4 protein-coding genes are annotated in these 19,077 nt (G+C 48.9%); all 4 read right to left on the bottom strand.

The features are described from left to right. Positions 1–23 precede the first annotated feature (23 nt). The 4 genes from NIAKO_RS19275 to NIAKO_RS19290 all read right to left on the bottom strand — a co-directional run bounded on the left by NIAKO_RS19275 (position 24) and on the right by NIAKO_RS19290 (position 19,016). Positions 24–4,259, bottom strand: a complete 4,236-nt coding sequence (locus NIAKO_RS19275) for a T9SS C-terminal target domain-containing protein (protein WP_014220124.1) — start codon at positions 4,257–4,259, stop codon at positions 24–26. A 49-nt stretch (positions 4,260–4,308) separates the two neighbouring features. After that, positions 4,309–16,554: an Ig-like domain-containing protein gene (locus tag NIAKO_RS19280; RefSeq protein ID WP_014220125.1), complete on the bottom strand. Its 12,246-nt coding sequence runs from the start codon at positions 16,552–16,554 to the stop codon at positions 4,309–4,311. A gap of 120 nt (positions 16,555–16,674) precedes the next feature. After that, positions 16,675–17,997: a DUF4302 domain-containing protein gene (locus NIAKO_RS19285; RefSeq protein WP_014220126.1), complete on the bottom strand. Its 1,323-nt coding sequence runs from the start codon at positions 17,995–17,997 to the stop codon at positions 16,675–16,677. 116 nt (positions 17,998–18,113) lie between these two features. Next, a complete protein-coding gene (locus NIAKO_RS19290; RefSeq protein ID WP_014220127.1) occupies positions 18,114–19,016 on the bottom strand; it encodes a zinc-binding metallopeptidase in 903 nt (300 codons plus the stop codon). Positions 19,017–19,077: the final 61 nt, after the last annotated feature.

The raw sequence follows: 19,077 nt of genomic DNA on the forward strand, positions 1-19,077 counted from the left end.
GGTTAACTGGTCAACTGATCAACTCACTTCACTATTGTTATAGAACCACTACGTGGCGCATACCCATTCTTTAAATGAATAACATAATAGTAAGTAGCCATGGGCAATGGCTTACCGCCTACCGTTCCATCCCAGGGTGTGCCATAACCAGCCGAATAAAATACCCGTTGTCCGTAGCGGTTAAACACTTCCACGGTACAACCGGGGTAATCACTCAGGTTGGAAATATTCCAGGTATCATGAATGCCATCCCCATTGGGCGAAAAGGCATTGGGCACCAGCACCGGTTTTAATATTTTTACTTTCAAATCATCGGTGGCAATACATTGCCCCTCTCCTATAGCTGTGAGCGTATACGTTTCATCAACCATCGCCTGCAGCAAGGGGCGTAACGTATTCGGATTACTCAGGCCCGTACCCGGCGACCAGTGGAAACTGAGCACGGAAGAATCATTGGCCGTAGGATTGAATTGTATTACCGTTCCCTGTGGCACCGTGAAGGAAGGACCAGCATCGATAACCGGTTGCAGGTATACCACCACCTGTTTGGTAAATGCAGCCGATACGCAACCCACGCCATTCGTTACTTTTAGCTGTACGGTATAATTGCCGGGTTGCTGATATTTTATTACCGGGTCTTTTTTGGTTGAAGAACTGCCATCGCCAAAATCCCAGCTCCATTGTTGAATGGGACTGTTGGTGGTAGTACTGGCATCGCTGAATTCGGTATTGCTGCCCTGGCACAACGTATCGGGCGCTACACTAAAGGCCGCAACGGGCTTGTTGTAAAACGACTGTAATGTTTTGGTGACATTTTTGGTACAACCAAAAGCGGAAGTGGCTTGCAGGTTCACGGCATAAGAACCCGAAGCACTGTACACATGACTGGCATCGGTGGCATGTGATACGGCACTGTTATCGCCAAAGTTCCAGGTATAGCTAAGGGCCGAGTTATCAGCTACCGTAGTAGCGTTTTTAAATTCAGCCGCACCACCCGGCATACATACCACTGCAGGTAAACTAAAATCAGTTACCGGCAGCGGATGTACAGTTACCGGGGCCGTTGTGGTATCGCTGGCGCACCCCCTATCACTCACGGCAACCAGCTTTATCACGTACGTATTATTTGTAGCCCAGGTGTGGGTAAACGCAGTATTGGTATTTTTCGACACCCAGTTGCCATCACCCAGGTCCCAGCGCCAGGTGGTAATGGCGCCCGATGCAATGGTCGACTGATCGGTAAACGTAACCGACTCATTCAAACAAACATCCGGCGAACCGGTAAATATCCCCACTGGCTTGGGATAAACGGTTATGGTATTGGTTATCGATTCAATACAACCGGCAGTAGTGGTAAATGTATACGTGATCGTGTGCGTGCCCGCCCCTGCTACGGAAGGCGTAAAATTGCCTGCAGGTGTAGTGCCAGGTCCGCTGTATACACCGGTACCCGGTACGCCATTGGTAACTGTAGCCGTAGCAACAGAAATGGCAGTTGACTGATTGGCGCAAATGGCGTTTAAGGCCGGGTAATTCAGTTTGGGCCGCAAACTAAAAGTGGCCGGCACCGAAATATTGTTGGTACATCCGTTGGCAGTGGTTACACTGAACTGGATGGTATAATTGCCGAATGCATAAGTATGGGTTGGATTTTGCACCGTAGCCGTATTGGGATTGGTTGGCGTAGCATTGGGATCACCAAAGTTCCAGCTCCAGCTGCTGAGCGCCTGTCCATCGGGCACTTTAGTAGTATCGGTAAATTGAACAATGCCATTATCGGGCAAACAACCGGCCGGGTAACTAAATCCTGCTTTCGGTTTAGCGTATACGGTAACAGGGGCCGTAGCTGTATCGCTCACACAGGCATTGCTCACCTTCGCCACGTGTTTGGCAGTATAAGTGCCGTATTTGGGATACACCACCGTTTGTGAATTGTTATTATTAGCTGATGTATTGGTATTGTTCCCATAATCCCAATACCAGGTAGTAATGGGCACGGGTCCGCCGTAAGAGGAGGTTTCACTATAGGTAATACTGCCATCTTCACAAACAGAAAGCGGCGTTGCGCTTAAAGTAGTTACCGGTGGCGCAAATACCGTCAGCGATTTGGCAACATCGGCCACACAACCATCGTTAGTGACCACGGACAGTTGCACATTCTGGGCGCCGGCAGTAGTAAATAGTTTGGTCGGGTTCTGCGTACCGGCGGTAGTCGCATCCGGGAAAGTCCATTTCCATTGCCCGATGGTATAGGTACCGGTTGAAGCAGGACCGGTAAAACTCACCGTATCTTTTATACAACCCGTCGGATGCGAGAACGTGAAATCAGCCGTTGGCTTCGGTTTTACTTCTATTGAAATTTTTAATTCTTCAGAATTGTTACAACCATCCAGGGAAAGGCTGGTTGACTTAATAGGGATCGTGTACGTACCGGGCGTGTTGAAAACATAAGTACCCGGCAGGGTATATTTGTAATACGTAATACCATTCACCACTACCGTGCCGTCATAGGCACTGGAGGCGGGATCGAGCGTTACATTCGCATTGGGCGTAACCACACCACCTAAGGTGCTGATGTTCCATACCAGTTTCAGTGGCTGGTAGCGGATGAGCGCCGATAATTTAACCGGGGTATTTACACAGGTAAACTGGTGAGGGTTCTTTCCCCCATTGGTTGTATCCGGTTCATTGTGCACACTGCCCACCGCGTTCAGGTTATTCAGGTAAGTACCTACGTTGTATGCATAACTCTCCACACTTCCCAAGCCATAAGTAATACCGGTAAACGCAGAGTCGCAGGTGATCAGGCACTGGCCTAAAGGAGCAGCGGGTGGTAAAGGAGCATCCCAGCGTTTTATCACTACTGTATAACCAGGTATGTTGGGATGCGGATACTGCGCACTGAACGTACCACTCCCGCCTATTCTTAATGAACCTATTCCCAGCGAAGGCACGATCACAGTAACATAGTTCACCGAGATGGATTGATAGTTATTCCGGAACAACCCAACACGCTTAATTGCCTGTTCCACCGGGCTCAACACCACCATTTCCGGATCGCCCAAACCACCATTACCCAAACAACCACCACCGGTCATGAATTGCATAACTTCAATGGGTTTATCTGCTTCAATCAAATCGGCCGTGCTGCTTTCGAATACGTAATAATTTCCATTGGTGAGGGGCGCATTGTACGGCGCACCGGTAATCAGTTGATTGTTCACTTTTACAACAGTCGCCGGATCTCTTACGGCGATCTTGTAAGTGCTTCGCGCAAATGACAACGGCGTGCTCGATCCGGAGAAGGGCGCGGTGAGATAACGTTTGCCCCAGGCATGCTGCGGGAACAATTGCTGGTTATCATTATCCCCGCCGCCGCTGCCACAGCTGGCCGGGTTGGCCGTACGGCTGCTGCCTGCGAATACGGCAATGGGATTACAATCATTGGCGCCATTGGCCATAGAACGAACGATGGTTCCCGTAAGCTGCTTGCCTGTTCCGGCATTGCCGCCATTTCCATTGGCATCGGCCCCATCATTGGCGCCCACTACCTGGTAAATCTGGCCCTTCATTAAGGTTATGGTAGAACTTACGCCGGGCTGCAAACCTGTTTTATCCTGCGCCCTGGTTAATACCGAAGGCGTAACCTGGATCACCGTATTGTCTTTACTGGCGATTACATACACCCAGTTGTAACAATCGCTTGCATACTCCTGCTTGCTGTTGAGCGACACATACGAATAGCCCCAGGCAGTAACCGGCAACAACATGGTAGCACCGGAAGAGGCAGAACCATATATATGCGCATAAGCGACTATGGGTACATTGCTTTCTATATGAATCCCTTTTTTTCTGAACACCCCCGCCCCACCGGTACCGGCTGGCGGCGGATCAGAAAACAACCGCGCATCGTAATTGGGGTCACTCAATGGTTCACCCGTTACCGCGGGCACATTAACGGGCCCTTTTGGAATGATATCGGATTTAATGACCGTATAAGCCGGGATCGTATAGGTTTTCCGCCACCAGGTTGCCACAAAGGGCCCGCTGCTATCGAGCGTTACGGTAACCGTTGCCGGCTGGTCTTCGGCACTCAGGTATAACACCATGTTCATATTGTTTGAACCCTGCTCCATGAACTGATGATGCCCATACCCCACCCAAAACTCCGTTCCCCTGTTCGATACATTCTGGGCCTGCACACCAATGGTCACCAACAGCACTATTATTGACACGATCCATCTATATAATATTTGCATAAGATCTCATTTATCATTTTGTATTATCCCTTTGCCCTTTGCCTTTTGCCTATCTTATTAAATTGATCGCTCCCTTCTTATCCATCACCGTTCCATCCGTCAACACCAGGCGGCACACATACATATACACGCCACTCGGCTGCACTTTGCCTTTATACATACCATCCCAGCCACGGCTCTGATCGCTTGTTTCAAACAACTTCTCACCCCACTGATTAAACACCACCAGTTTCAGCTCTTTGATCTTATAGCCATACACTTTCAACACATCGTTCAATCCATCATTATTAGGTGTAAAGCTGTTGGGGATGAAAATGCCATCGGGCAGAACCTGTTGCGACACCGGTGCAGACCTCGCTTCTGTACAGGCGCTCAGTGCTTTCACAATAATGGTAACGGTTTGCATCGGTTGTAAACCAGCTACGGTATGACTCAGTCCGGAAGAGCCTGAAGAAGGCGTTGACCAGTTATTACCACCATCCAGCGACACCTGGTAACCGGTAGCGCCCGGCACGGCTGTCCATGTGAACCGAACAAGGTTGGAGCCTACCGAATCAACTGATACCACAGGCTGCAGAATGGAACTTTGCACCGCTACCGACACTTTTGTTCTTTCCGAACTACAACTGTTTGGTGAAGTTTCCTGTACATAGTAATCGGTACCGGCTGTAACATTGGTGATCTTTAAGCTTGGTCCTGTTCCGGCTACCGTACCTCCGGTTTCTGAAGTATACCAGGTGTAGGTGGCGCCTGCAGCCGGGTTTTCAACTGAAAGCGTGGTATCGCGTCCGGTACATACCACCACTGATTTAGCGGTCAGCACCGGTATTGGTTTCACCACTACCTGTTTGGAGGTATCGCCTATACAACCATCGGCTGTTATCGATTGCAGGTCTTCCATGTACGTGCCTGCTGTATTGTATTTGTAAGTAACCTTTTGTCCGGTTTGCTTCGTACCATCATGGAAATTCCATTTCCACTGGTTCACGGCAATCCCATTCAGCGCGTTGCTTTCCCCGGTGAATTCAGCCACATCTTTCACACAACCGGAGAAGTTGATGGTGAAGTCTGCTCTTGGCGCCGGCACTACCTGTATATAGATGAGGTCGCGGCCGGTATGATCGCAGCTTTCAATATCCGGGTGGTCGTAGATGATTTCTACAGAGTATACACCCGGGTTGGCAAACGTATAATCCTGGCTCAGCGGGAACACGTAGTTCTTCTCGCCGTTTATAAGTATACTGTCGCTTGGCACCGGTGTGTTCACGGTCACGTCTGCATTGGGCGTTAATCCCGGAACGCGGCTGAACTTCCATGTAAGCGAATTAGGAATGAATGGCAGATAAGCGGTGAACCGGAATGGCGTACCCGCACAGGTGTATTCTGCTTTGGTGCCATTGTTCAACGTATTGGAGATGGTTCCCAAACCTTGCAGGGTCTTCACCATGGTACCTACATTGTAGCCATAGCTTTCCACGCTGCCCAAACCATACACCAGACCCAGGTAAGTAGAATCGCTTTCTACCGAGCTTTGTCCTGCTCCTGCCGGCCATTTCTTAACACACACTGTATAACCAGGTTGTGAGTGCGCATAACTGTATTTATCAGCAGCGGGGATCGCAGCCCAGGGCACTCCGTCTATTTTCAGCGAGCTCATACCTCCTGTTGGAAGGATCAATGTGAGATAGTTGATATTGATCGCATCGCGGTTATTGCGGTAGAAGCCCGAGAAGCCCCTGATGGCCTGTTCTGCCGGGCTCAGGATATTGCTTTCCGGATCTCCGTCGCCACCGGTATTGGGACAACTGCCTGTTGAGGACATATACTGTACCATGGTAACAGGTTTATCGGCGGTAATTATATCTGCTGTAGAACTTTCATATTGATAGTAGCGGTTATTGACTAAACTGGTTAAGGGTAACTGAACATTATTTCGTTTTACTATTGTTGATGGATCTTTCACCAGGATGCGGAAAATATTTGTCATCAGCGTACTGATGTTGGCACTGTTGGAGGTAGGCGCCGTGAGGTAGGTTTTACCCCAGGCCGAGTATGGGAAGGTTTGCTGCAAGAACAGGTCGCCTGACCCGCCTACCCCATTTCCACAGGCAAGGCTTGTTCGTGAACTTCCGGTGAATACGCCTATCGGGTGACACTCATTATTCGCATTGGGAATAGATTTTATAATAGAACCGGTCAAATCGTACCCGTCAGCCCCGCTGATCATGGCGCCCAGCACCTGGTACACATCGCCTGCGTTTAAGGTAACCCTGAATGGAACGTTGGCGGGTTTTCCTGCCAGCGTAGGTACAGATGGAGTGATCTCTACCACGGTATTATCCTTATCGGCCATTACCATAATGGTTGTGTACGCGCCGGTGGTACTGTAATTCTGCCGGTTGTTCAGCGAGTAATATTCATAACCCCATACGCCAACCGGGAACAACATGGTGGCGCCTGAATTGGCACTGGCGAAAATATGTGCGTAAGCCGTTATGGGCACATCACTCACGATGCTGATGCCGCGGTTGTATAAACCTTCATCCAGCAGGCGGGCATCATCCAGACCGGTCTTCGGCATAAAGTCCGATGCTTTTGTCGTAAATGGCGGAATCACATAATTCCGTACCCAGCTGGTGCCGGCGATGCGCACCTGTACATTGGCTGGCTGATCGGTAGTGCTCATATACAACACCATTTCCTGTGAATTGCTACCAGGGTCAAAATCATAACTCCGTTGGTAACCTACCCAGAATCGTTTACCGCGGTTGGAGCTGTCTTTTTCCGGTAATACCGGTGGCGCATATGGATTGATCAACCCGGTAAAGCGATTGATATAATTCACCGAGGTTTGCGTGATCTTTTTCTTCAGCACATCTACCCGGCTGCTAAAGCCAACCACCCACGCATTGGACACGGTTGTTTTTCCAAGACCCAACTGGTTTTGATCCGGGATGGAACCCTGCCAGGGATCGAGGTAGAACAATTCCATATTGTAATCATAATTACCACCGCCTGGGATATCCACTTTTGTATAGAAAAACATGGAATCCGGACGTGGCTGCAATCCTGCGGGCACAACGCCTGAGAAACGACGCGCTTCCAGCGTGGCCGGCGCGGTTGGTCCCCAGGTGATCTTCATCACCGTATCGGTACCATACATAAAGGTTTGTAACTGGTTCGCAACAGGCGTGGCAGGGGTTGCGGTCAACAGGGTTGGCTGTGCTGTTGGGAAGAATTCCCAGGCGCCGAGATCTGGTACGCCCTGCGTAAGCAGCACTGGTCTTACAGAATCATTGATATCCTTATCATTGCCCGCAATCTGCACCCCACGGCCATGCATGGCCCACACATCGGGATTAAGCAGGTCGGGATGCAGGTCGATATTACTTACAAAGGCTGGCGTATAGGTTATGGAATATTTATCCCAGTAAGAACCGGCCTGCCAGTCGGTGAGCGTGGCAAACAGCCCTGCCGGGGTGGCCCGCTGCACCAGGTTTGCCCCGGTGGTATACAGCATATTGTAATCACTGGTTAGTGACTGGCTGCTGTTGTTTACGTACAGAGCTACACCACCGCCTTTTGCCGAGAAGATATTATTACGTAATTGAACCGCATTCGCCGTGGTGTTCAACAGGTACATGGCGTAATTGTTGGTTGCGGTTCCCGTTGTTGTGTTGATGCTGTTGTTGAAATAATCTGCTACATTAAAATTGTTATGGTACATACCATAGGAACCGGCGCCGGTTGTTTGCAACGACACTACGTTGTTGGCCACCAGAATGCCTGGTGAAGCGCTGAGGTAAATGCCATACAAAGTGCCGGCATTGTTTACAGCGGTCACTATATTATTCGCCAGTCTGCCCCGTTTCGTTATTGAACTATCGCTGTTGAAAAGCGCCAGTCCATATACAATGGTTGTGGTATTGGTGATGTTAATATGATTGCCGGTTATGTTGTACGACGAATCGCAATCCGTTGCATAAATGCCATATGCCGTTGCATTTACCGGGCCATTCAGGTTAACGGTATTTTTATTGAGCTGAATCCGTTTGATATTGGCAGCATAAATACCATTCTGCCAGGCGTTGTTCACGGTATTGCTGTCGATCACATGGTCAGGTGTGAGCCCGGCCCCGGTGCCCGTACCGGTAAAGTAAATACCGGTAGCGCCGTTATTGACGGTATTGCCTCTAATGACATTGTTGGTTCCCTTTAACTGGTTGGCATAAATGCCGGCCAGGGTATTGGAAGCCACTGTAGCCACTGGCGCCGTGATAATACAGTTTACAAGGCTGTCGTAAGAAGCGGTGTTCGCCAGTTCCACTACCCGGCCAAAGGTGGTATTGGTACCGCTGATGGTCAGGTTCTTAAAGATGAAATATTTGGTGCTGTCCAGCTTCAACGTATAGTTGGCAGAAGTGGTCGCATTGAAGGTCAGGTTCACCGAACTGGCCACGCCGTTATCGCTTTCAAACGTTACGGTGTTTACAGCAGATGTATTGGGTATATATGGGATCCTGATCTGTTCGGTATACGTGCCCGCTTTTACATCGAAGACAATTGGCCCGCTGATACCACACAGTAAGGCATCTACTGCACTTTGGAAGGAAGTGAAGTTCGGCAAGGCCGTTCCTCCCGCCGGATCGATGGTATAACGCCCTGTAAGCAGGATATTATTCAGGGTTACCTGTATGGGAGCCGTATACACGGTATTGTTGGTACAGGTTACCGCTGCACGGTACCAGGTACTTAATCCTGCCTTGGTATTGTATTTCGGGAAGTATTGAACGGGACTGATGTTGGTCCAGTTGTTCGTGCCATCTGGTGAAGATTGCCACTGGAAGGTAATAGCGCCCAATGGCGAATTTCCGGTCACATTTAACTCTATCGGCATTTCCAGACACAAGCCTGATGATGGAGTGGCAATGGCTGTACCAGCCACCGGTGGCGTTTGACAAGGCAACGGCGCAAATTCATACGCTCCCATATCCGGTGTGGTGGTTGAACGAACCGCATTCAGGATATCGGTAGTAATGCCTACCGGCGTACCCTTGTTATCCATGGCAGCCAGTTGTGGCATATAATTGCCGGTGGCAACATCCGTATAAAGCGGGTTCATGCCCAGTGAATTCGCATCCTTGGTAGTGGCGGTTTGCCAGTCGGCCAGGGTAATACGGTTGGCTGTGTAAAAGCCGGTATTCGCGTTGGTGGCGTTTACATACAGATCGTTGTTGTCCGATAACACTTCACTGGTAGTGGAGTTGAGATAAATGGCGTGTTTGGCGCCGGTTCCACCCCGGTTAATGGTAATGATATTATCAACAAACTGGATACCGGTGGCAGTAGCAGTGTGATAGAAACCCACACTTACACCCGTTGCGGTACTGGTTGTATTGTCGATAGAAATGGTATTATGATAGTACCAGACGTTTGATGAGCCTGTATTGTACAGGGCATAAACAGGCCCGTTGCCATCCAGGTCGTAGAACAGGTTATTGCTCACCGTATCTTCAGGCGAGGCCGATACACTGTTGTGATAAATGCCATAGAGAGTGGCCGTATTGGCGGTTATGCCGCCAAAGAAACGCATGAACCTGTTCTTTGAAATACTTAACCGGTTGCTGGCCGCAGTGGTTACATAGATGCCATACACGCTGGTAGCGGTATTGGTACGCGCTGCCCGGGTAAATTTGTTGCCGGCTACCCTGGTAAAATTGGTACCGGTTATATACAAGCCATAATTATAGAAATCCTGTACGGTGTTATTGGTAAAGCTGTTGTTATTCAGGAAACCATCAGCCGTTGTACTGCCCACGAGGGTAATGCCGTAATAACCACCGGTAATAACATTATTATCAAACACGTTGGCATCGCTCAAAGTGCTTCCGGTTGTAATAGTACCTGCATCACTTGCGTTGATCACAATACCGGCATAATTGGTACTGGTTGATGATACCGAAGTATTGATGGTACACTTTCGGATAATATTGGAATCTGCATTGTTGATCAGCTGCACCCCATAACCATAGGTACCGCCACCTGCTGCAATTACCAGGCTGTCGATAATGATGTGGTCGGCCCCATTCAGTTTTATTACTGCACGCTGACTATTATTCGTTGCATTAAAGGTGATGGTGTTGCCATTGCCGTTGAACGTAATGGTATTGATGGCCGAGGTACCGGGTATACTATCCAGGATCAATTGTTCGGTATAGGGCCCTGAGCCCGGCACCACATTAAACACGATGGCGCCGCCAATACCGCAACCCATGGCTGCTTTTGCATCGGCAAAACTCAGGAAGTTGCCACCGGGTTTACCAGGAATATAAGTACTTGACCCATTTTTATTGATGGTATACGTACCATTGGGCAACACCGGGTTCACTACCAGCAGCGCCGTATCGGTATAAACGGTATTGACGCCACAGGAAATTTGCACGCGGTAGAAGCTGGTAGTATCGGCAATAATGGTGGTATCGGGTGTCAGCATGGGCATACCCACATTTACCCACGTACCGGTCAACGATTTGGCCTGTTGCCACTGGAAGGTTTGGCCGGAACCGAATGCCCCGATATTCAGGTGCAGGTATACGGGGTTATACTGGCACAGCGTATCGGGTGACAGATCTATTCTGCCATTTACCAATGGTATTGCACAAGGCGATGGCGTAAACTCATAGGCGCCAATATCCGGCGTGGTGGTACTGCGTGACTGATCTTTGATATCGTCCGCAATACCAATGCCTGTGCCTTTATTATCTATACCGGCGTTGCCTGGCGTAAAGTCGCCATTGGCAGGATCAACAAATGCGGGTGTTATAGATAATGAATTTGCATCCAGGTTGGTGGCAGCACGCCAGTTGTTCAACTGGGCCCGGTTAGCCGTGTAAAAACCTATTGCATTGGCGCCCGCTGCGGCATTCAGATAAAAGTTATTGTTGTCTTCCCCGGCAGGCAGGTTCGAGGCCAGGTAAATACAATACTTGGCCCCGGTACCCCCGCGGGTGATAGAAATATTGTTATTATAGAAGAAAACACCGCCCGCAGTGCTGGTTTGATAAAAACCTCTTGTTGCTGCGGTGGAGGTAGAAGCAATATTATCCAGCGAAATGGTATTATGGAAATACCAGGTATTGCCCGATGCAGTATTATAGAGGGCATACTGCAATCCATTCCCATTTACATTGTAGATGAGGTTATTGCTTACTACATTCTCATTATTGGTGCCACCGGTTGACCCGCTGGAATTATTGGAGTTGATACCATAGAAAGCAGCGGTGCTGTTGGGCGCCCCGCCAAACGGATTAAAGATGCGGTTTTTGCTGATAGCGCACCCTGCATTCTTTTCCGTGGTAAAGTAAATGCCATAGAAATCGGTTACCCCGGTACGTGCAGGCCGGCTGATGCTGTTCTTCTCTATCAGGGTTGCATAACTACCGGCCACATAAATACCGTAGGAGTAAAAATCTTTTATAATGTTCTTAGTGATCTTGTTATTTCCATTGGCGCCATTGTTAAAACTGGCCACCAGGGTAATGCCATAATAACCGCCGGTAATGGTATTGCCGGTAAATTCGTTAAAGTCGCTTAAGACGTTCCCGGTGGTAACGGGGCCCGCATCGGAACCATTCACTACAATCCCCGCAAAGTTCTGCGTGGTAGAACTGGTAGACAGATTAATGGTACAGTTCCGCACTATGTTGGAATCGGTATTGTTCATCAGTTGTACGCCATAACCATAGGTACCCAAACTGGCATTGATGATCAGGCTGTCCAGGATGATATACCGTGTGCCTTTGAGTTTTATCACCGCCCGTTCATTGGTATTGGTAGAAGCAAAACCAAGCACCCCACTGCCAATGCCTTTAAACGTTACCGTGTTCACCGTTGAGGCGCCGGGAATGGCCGTCATGCTCAACTGTTCATTATAGGTGCCGGTCCCCGTTTCTACATTAAAGGTTACAGGTCCGTCAATACCGCACTTGATGAAGTTGTAGGCATCGTTGAAATTATTAAAGACTGTAATACCATTTGTTGGTTGGGTATTATTAATGGTAAAGATGCCATGCACCGGTGTGGGCGAGATCACTTTTACCGCCGATGAGGTAGCTGATGTACTGCTTATCGTACAGGTAGTAACCAGGCGGTACCAGTGTGTACCCACCTGTGATTTGGTCAGGGAAATACTGGTAGCACCGGTGATGTCGGTCCACACCAGGCTGTCTACCGACTGCTGCCACTGGTAGGTAATTCCATTGCCTGTACTGATGCCTGTTACCCCCAATGTAAATGGTTCCACACAAACAGTTGAGCTGGAAGTAGTGGCTGTACCGGCATTGGGTGTACCGGAACAATCGGGCCAGTCGGCCACGAGGATATCATCTATTCCAATATCGGTAACGCCGAAATCGGAAACCGCCTGAAAGCGAATGATCGTAGTGGCTGAGACGGAATTAAAGAAAATAACTTTTTGCGACCAGGCGCTGCGTAGCCCCACACTATCTATCCGGGTAAAGCTGGTCCCGCCGTTTGTTGACACCAACACTACCAGGCTATCGTTGCCACTGGTATTAATATAGCTAAACGTTAATCGTTTAACAGCCGCGGCGGTATTGGCTTTGATATGCAGATCGAATTTACCAATTGCGCCACTATTGGCGTCAAAGGAGTGAAAGCGGGCAGAGAAAGTTCCCTGCGACGCTGCAGGAGCATACGCACCATTGTTGCTGAACCAGGCTGCTGAAGTACCATCATCATTCCTGCGCCACGATTCATCGCCCGTAGCCGGATCGTTGCTCCAGAAATCATTCGGCACATCACGCGTATCGCAACCATTGATCCAGGTATTTTCAAAACTCTCGGTATAAGGCAACCCGGTATACAACGGAGCCCGCATAGGCACTAATACCGGCACAGAACCGGCAGTTTGATTGCCATTGGCGCAGGTTATAAGGATGCGATACCAGGTAGCCACATTTTGTGAGGTGGTGAGGGTTTCACTGGCGGCATTGGAAACGTTTGTCCATACCACGTTATCAGGCGATGATTGCCATTGGTAGGTGAGGCCATTTTGTAATGGCAGCCCGTTTACACTTAACGTGAATGGCGAACCGGGACACACCATGGTGTTGCTGGATACAGTAGTACCAGGCACCGGTGTTCCGGTACAATCTTCCAGGTTGAACATGGAGAGATTGTCTATGCCGATATCGGTAGCGCCAAAATCGGAAGTGGCGCGGAAGCGGATCACCGTAGTGGCCGAGTTGGAAGCAAAGTTGAGGATCTTCTTGTCCCAACTGGTATTTACGGCGTAACCACCCAAATGCGTAAAGGTAGCTCCTCCATCGGTGCTCAGCAGCACTTCGAGGGTATCGCTGCCTGAGGTGTTGATATAATCGAACCGTAACCGTTTGTTGAGCACACCGGTATTACAGTTTACATAAAAATCAAGGGAGCCCATGGACCCACCGGAGGCAAAGAAACTGTGGAAGCGGGCCGAATAGATGCCATTGGTAGCCGGTGGTGCATACGCGCCAATCGTAGGCGACGTCCAGGCGGCAGCCGCCCCATCATCGAACCGGCGCCAGGAATTATTACCTGTGCCCGGTTTGCTTCGCCAGAAATTATTGGGAATGTCGCGAATGTCGCAGCCATTTATCCAGGGGTCTTCAAAGCTTTCCGTAAAAGGCAGCGTAGCATATGAAACAGCAGCTGTATTTACCTGGAAGGGCGCCGAGTTAACGGTAAAGGTGCCACAGGTAACTACAACGCGGTACCAGGTACTGGCTGTTTGCATGGTGCTGTAGGTAGAACTTACTGCCCCGGTAATATTGGTCCAGGTGGCATTATCGGGTGAGGACTGCCACTGGTAGGTTTGTCCGGCCCCGGCTGTACCGCCGGTAAGACTTAAAGAGAAATTCACGCCGGCACATACCGGGTTGGCCGTACTATTTACTGCTCCGGGCACTGGTGGCGTGGTACAGGCCGCTGACGCAAATTCAATCGCACCAATATCAGGTGTTGAGGTGCTGCGCACGGCATTAAAAATATCACTGGTCACCCCTACTGCAACGCCCATATTATCGAGGAACACATTCGCAGGGCGGAAATTACCAACACCCGCATTTACAAACTGCGGATCGAGCGACACACTGCTGAGATCGAAACCCGTCCCCTGCCAGCCTGCCATGGTTGTCCAGGCAGCATTGTAATACCCATAATTATTGGTGCCGGCCGGTGCATTCAGGTACAGGTCATTGTTGGCTGATGAAGTAACGCCGGTGCCGGAGAAATACATACAGTATTTGATGCCCGTACCACCGCGTGTAATGTACACCAGGTTGTTCTTCACATACACTTCGGCCCCATAGGTATAACAACCATAGGTAGTGCCTGACGAGGCCGCGGCATCATCCAGCACAAGCGTATTGTGATAAAAACGGCAGTTGTTGTAACCCGGCGAATAGATACCATAAATAGTACCCGTACCATTATTGATATTGTACACCAGGTTATTCTCTGTCCGGTTCGGTTGCGTGGCCGACAAACCGGATCCCGCGTTATAAATGCAATAGGCAGCAGAACCACTACCCGTTGCTCCATCAAACAGGTTGTGCACGCGGTTCTTTTCTACCAGCGTATTTTGCGTGGTGGTAGTAAAAATTCCGTAGGTAGATGTAACCGAGGAACGCGATGGCCGCGAAATATCATTACCTGTAATCAGCAGGTTGGTATTGCCATATACGTAAATGAAATAATTGTACGCTTCCAGGATCTTATTCTTCTCAATGACGTTCCCGGTATTGTAAGGACTGGTATTTCCGTAGATGTAAATGCCATAATACCCACCATTGATCGTATTGCCACTGATGAGGTTGCCATTTCCATTGTTACCGGAAACAGCCGTACCGGTAGCAGACCCATTTATCAAAATGCCTGCATAGTTACTGGTGGTGGCAGAATTATTGGTATTGATCGTACATCTTCGAATGGTATTGCTGTCGGCTTTGTTCATCAGCACAATACCCCAGCCGAAACTGCCGGCCGACACATCTACATTCAAACTATCGATGATAATATGTTTGGCTCCGTTAAGAATGATGCCCGTGCGGTTGTTGCCATCAGACGTGTTCCAGGCCAGCGTAGCACCATTGCCATTAAAGGTGATGGTGTTTACGGTAGAAGCGCCGCCTACATTCGGAATAGTAACCTGTTCGGCATACGGCCCGCTGTTGGGCGCCACATTAAATGTAACCGGACCGCTGATGCCGCACTTAATATAATTCACCGCATCGTTAAACGACTGAAAGTTGGTGCCGCCCGTTGGCTGCGCACTGTTAATGGAGAACACGCCCTGTACCAATGCCGGTGAGATCACCTGCACGCTGTTGGATGTATCCATCAACCCGCCATTGGTACAGGTAACAATGGCCCGGTACCGTTGCGTTACACTTTGACTGGTGGTGAACCCAGGCAAGGTAGCGCCGGGGATATCCGTCCAGGTTGTATTATTGAGGGAAGATTGCCATCTGTAAGTAATGCCCGAAGCAACCGTTTGGCCGCTCAGGCTTAAGGTAAAGTTTTGCGCCAGGCATACATTCGCTAAGGAAGTAGCTGCTGTACCGGCAGTGGGTTTGCCCGTACAGGTATTGGCCGGCGTCCATGAAAAAACCAAATCGGGTCGCGTGGTCTGCGGCCCCGAATTGAATGCATTACTGGTACCGCACAGGCTACCCGCATTATCGCTGATATAGGTATGCGACCCGTTGAACGATAACCCGGTCGTCCACGAAATGGTGGGGTTCTCGGTAAAAAAAGCAGGACCTGAGATATTACCCGGATCGCCATTACAGATTTCTATCAGGATGTTATCGGTCCCATTCCAGAAAAACGGCGATGGCAAACTAAATACATTGGAACCAACCACTGCCTGGTAATCTACAGGTGTTGTTTCAACAGTAGTGCCCGTAAAATCGTCCCAGCTGTTGGTTGATAAGGTAGCCACGGTAGTGCCGCCGATCTTTATCACCATTTTTTCCGACAGCCCGGCTTGATTTACATCCAATACATTAAACTTAATGGAGCTGATCGTACCTGGACCCATACCCGCGGCAGTCAACTCGGATGCCTGGAATAAATACTGGGCACGCGCGCCTTCAAACCAGTCCTGGATGGGACAGGGATAACTTTGGTTATCGTTCCCTGTAGTCCCAGATCCAATGGGAATATCAACCTGGGCTTTTAAATGAAAAGCAGTAAACAGCAGTAATAATAAAAAGAAGCCTTTTCTCATGGAGCAGTAGTTTTATAGTTCTGTGTACTTAGTTCTGAATTCTATGTTTTCTTTGTTAACTTGTCAACATGTTAACTTGTCAACCCTGTCAACTCTATCAACTTTATCAACCCTATCAACCTAATGTTGCCACGTAATCCAGGTCTTCGCATCCTTCGCACTCACCATGTCATAACTGTTCTCACCGGTTTGTACAAACCAGTACCCATTACTATTAAAGAATTGATCTTTTGTTTTTGAAGCAGGACCGGTTGTTGGGTAAGGACCTACCGTGAGGTCGCTCAACAAACTGAATTGCACCCGGCCATCTGATTGAAATGTTGGTTTAGGCGCAGTGCCATAAATAAAATCGATGTCATTGATGCGAGGGATGTAGTAAAACGGGATCAACGCATCAAAAGACGACCCGGAAGAAGGTTGCACCCCCGGCCAGTAAGTAAGGTAATAGAACTGCGACGTATCTGTTTGCAGCGTCTTCAGTTTGAATGCATCGTCTACTCCATCTGCATGAAAGCCATTCCAGGAGAACCAATAGCTTTGCGCATCGGCACCCCATTGCCACCAACGCCGGGCAGCCTGTACATCGGGATTTACAGGTCTTATTGCCCCGGCAATTGTGGCATCCGTGTTATTCAACCGTACCTGAACTGTATTCGTTGTTGTATTATATCCGGTAATATTTAATCCTGTAATGGTGGTACTTCCATTCACTACCGGAATGGGGAACACTATTCCGGAGGGAGAAATATAATAAGGTGTTGTAACCGTATGCGCCATACCGGCAGCATCTTTCCAGGTAATGATCGCAACTTTATAAGCCGCAATAAACCGGATCTCATAATCAGTACCATTATAGGTAAGCCGTTTAAAGTAGTTCAGGATCTTTCCCAGGTTGTTCAATCCAACCAGGTTATTACGCACCGCTTTGTTTTCCCAGGCCGCGCGGTCCTGTGCGGAAGCCTTTCTTAAAATAGCCGCACTGCCATTAAAGCGGCCGGTAAGTTTGATACTGTCTGTCGTGCAGGTGTCAATAGAAAATTCAAAATCCGATAACAGCCCGCCGCCATACACGCCTCCGTTCTTGCTGGCATCGGGATCGGCCAGCAAATGCACATAACTATAGGTATCGAAGATCAAACAGGGCTGCTGCAATGATTTCAACCGGTAACTGCTTTCCTTCAACACCCCGGCAGTGGTAGTATCAAAATCGCAATACATAAACACGCGGTTGCTGTCATTGAACCGGAAATAAAAACTATAGGTATTGCCCGGTTTGGTGATCAGGGTGGCCGTCCAGCCATTGGCCGCCCCTGAAATCACCTGTTGGTAACTACCCAGCTGTTCGTTTATCCGATCGTCTACGCTCTTATCGAAAGGGCTTTTGTCCTTGTTACAGGATGTTAAGATGATCGTTACGAGAATTATGTGTGCTATTATTTTCATTAATGATTTTTTCGTGAATCGGCAATCGTGAATCGGCAACCCGCGTCGCGGCCTTCCTTGTAAACCTGTTAACTTGTGAACCCTGTCAACGCTATCAACTGTATCAACCTGCTTCTTCAATTAATCAAAGCATCAACGGCCAACCTAACCCTGTTCTGTAATGAATAAAAGTCAACGCTCCACACATCCTTATAATAACTAACCACCATCGTTTCTTTCTTGCGCAGCTTGGCTATCGCATCGGCCTGGGTAATGCCATTGATGCTGGTGCCGGCCGGAATGGAGTTCACGATCTTATCAAAGCCGGCCCGCCCCTCTATCAGCATCATCGCAATCATTTCTACAAAATCTTCGTCCGGGGCCGACATCGCATAAGCCGTTACAAAACCATCCCGCCGGGCAGCATTGTCCGATACATTGTTCCAGTTGGCCGTGTAAAAACCAGGTGTGATCCGTTTAAAATCTTCAGGGTACAAAACATTCTGATGAAGGATATGACCAAACTCATGCTCTATGGTGTGGAATAATTGTTTTACTGTATTGGAATCGGAAGGCGTATAATCCGTCATGGCCTTTGTTCTGAAATCGTTCAACACATACAAAACGATCTTGCGTCCGCCTTCAGCAGTTCCAAGGGTGATAGTGCCATCGGTATTCCAGCTGGCGCTGCCGCACAACACAAAAAACTTGGGGCAATAATTTTTAATGAATACATCGCCGGCTTCGGCTATATAGGTATCAATCCATACTTTCTTTACCGCCTGCATTACGGGAATGATCTTTTCTTCGTCTGGCGGCACCAGGTCTTTGTTCAGTTCCAGTTCAAACTGGTCCCACTTATACTTGACAGAGATATTGAAGGGTTTGGTTAAATTATCATATACCCAGTTATCTATCGGCCCTTTCACCCAGGTATCGCCCCCTAACCCGGAGATATCATCTACACTACCTAAGTTTTCGGACTTCTTACATCCGATTATTAAGAGCGTTATACAGAAATATGTAGCAAACCTTTTCATTACAGGATTCAGTTTATTAGTTCAGAGTTCCATGTTCAGAGTTCCGAGTCAGGGCTTTCAC

This window comes from Niastella koreensis GR20-10 (genome assembly GCF_000246855.1).
In the GTDB taxonomy this organism is placed as follows: domain Bacteria; phylum Bacteroidota; class Bacteroidia; order Chitinophagales; family Chitinophagaceae; genus Niastella; species Niastella koreensis.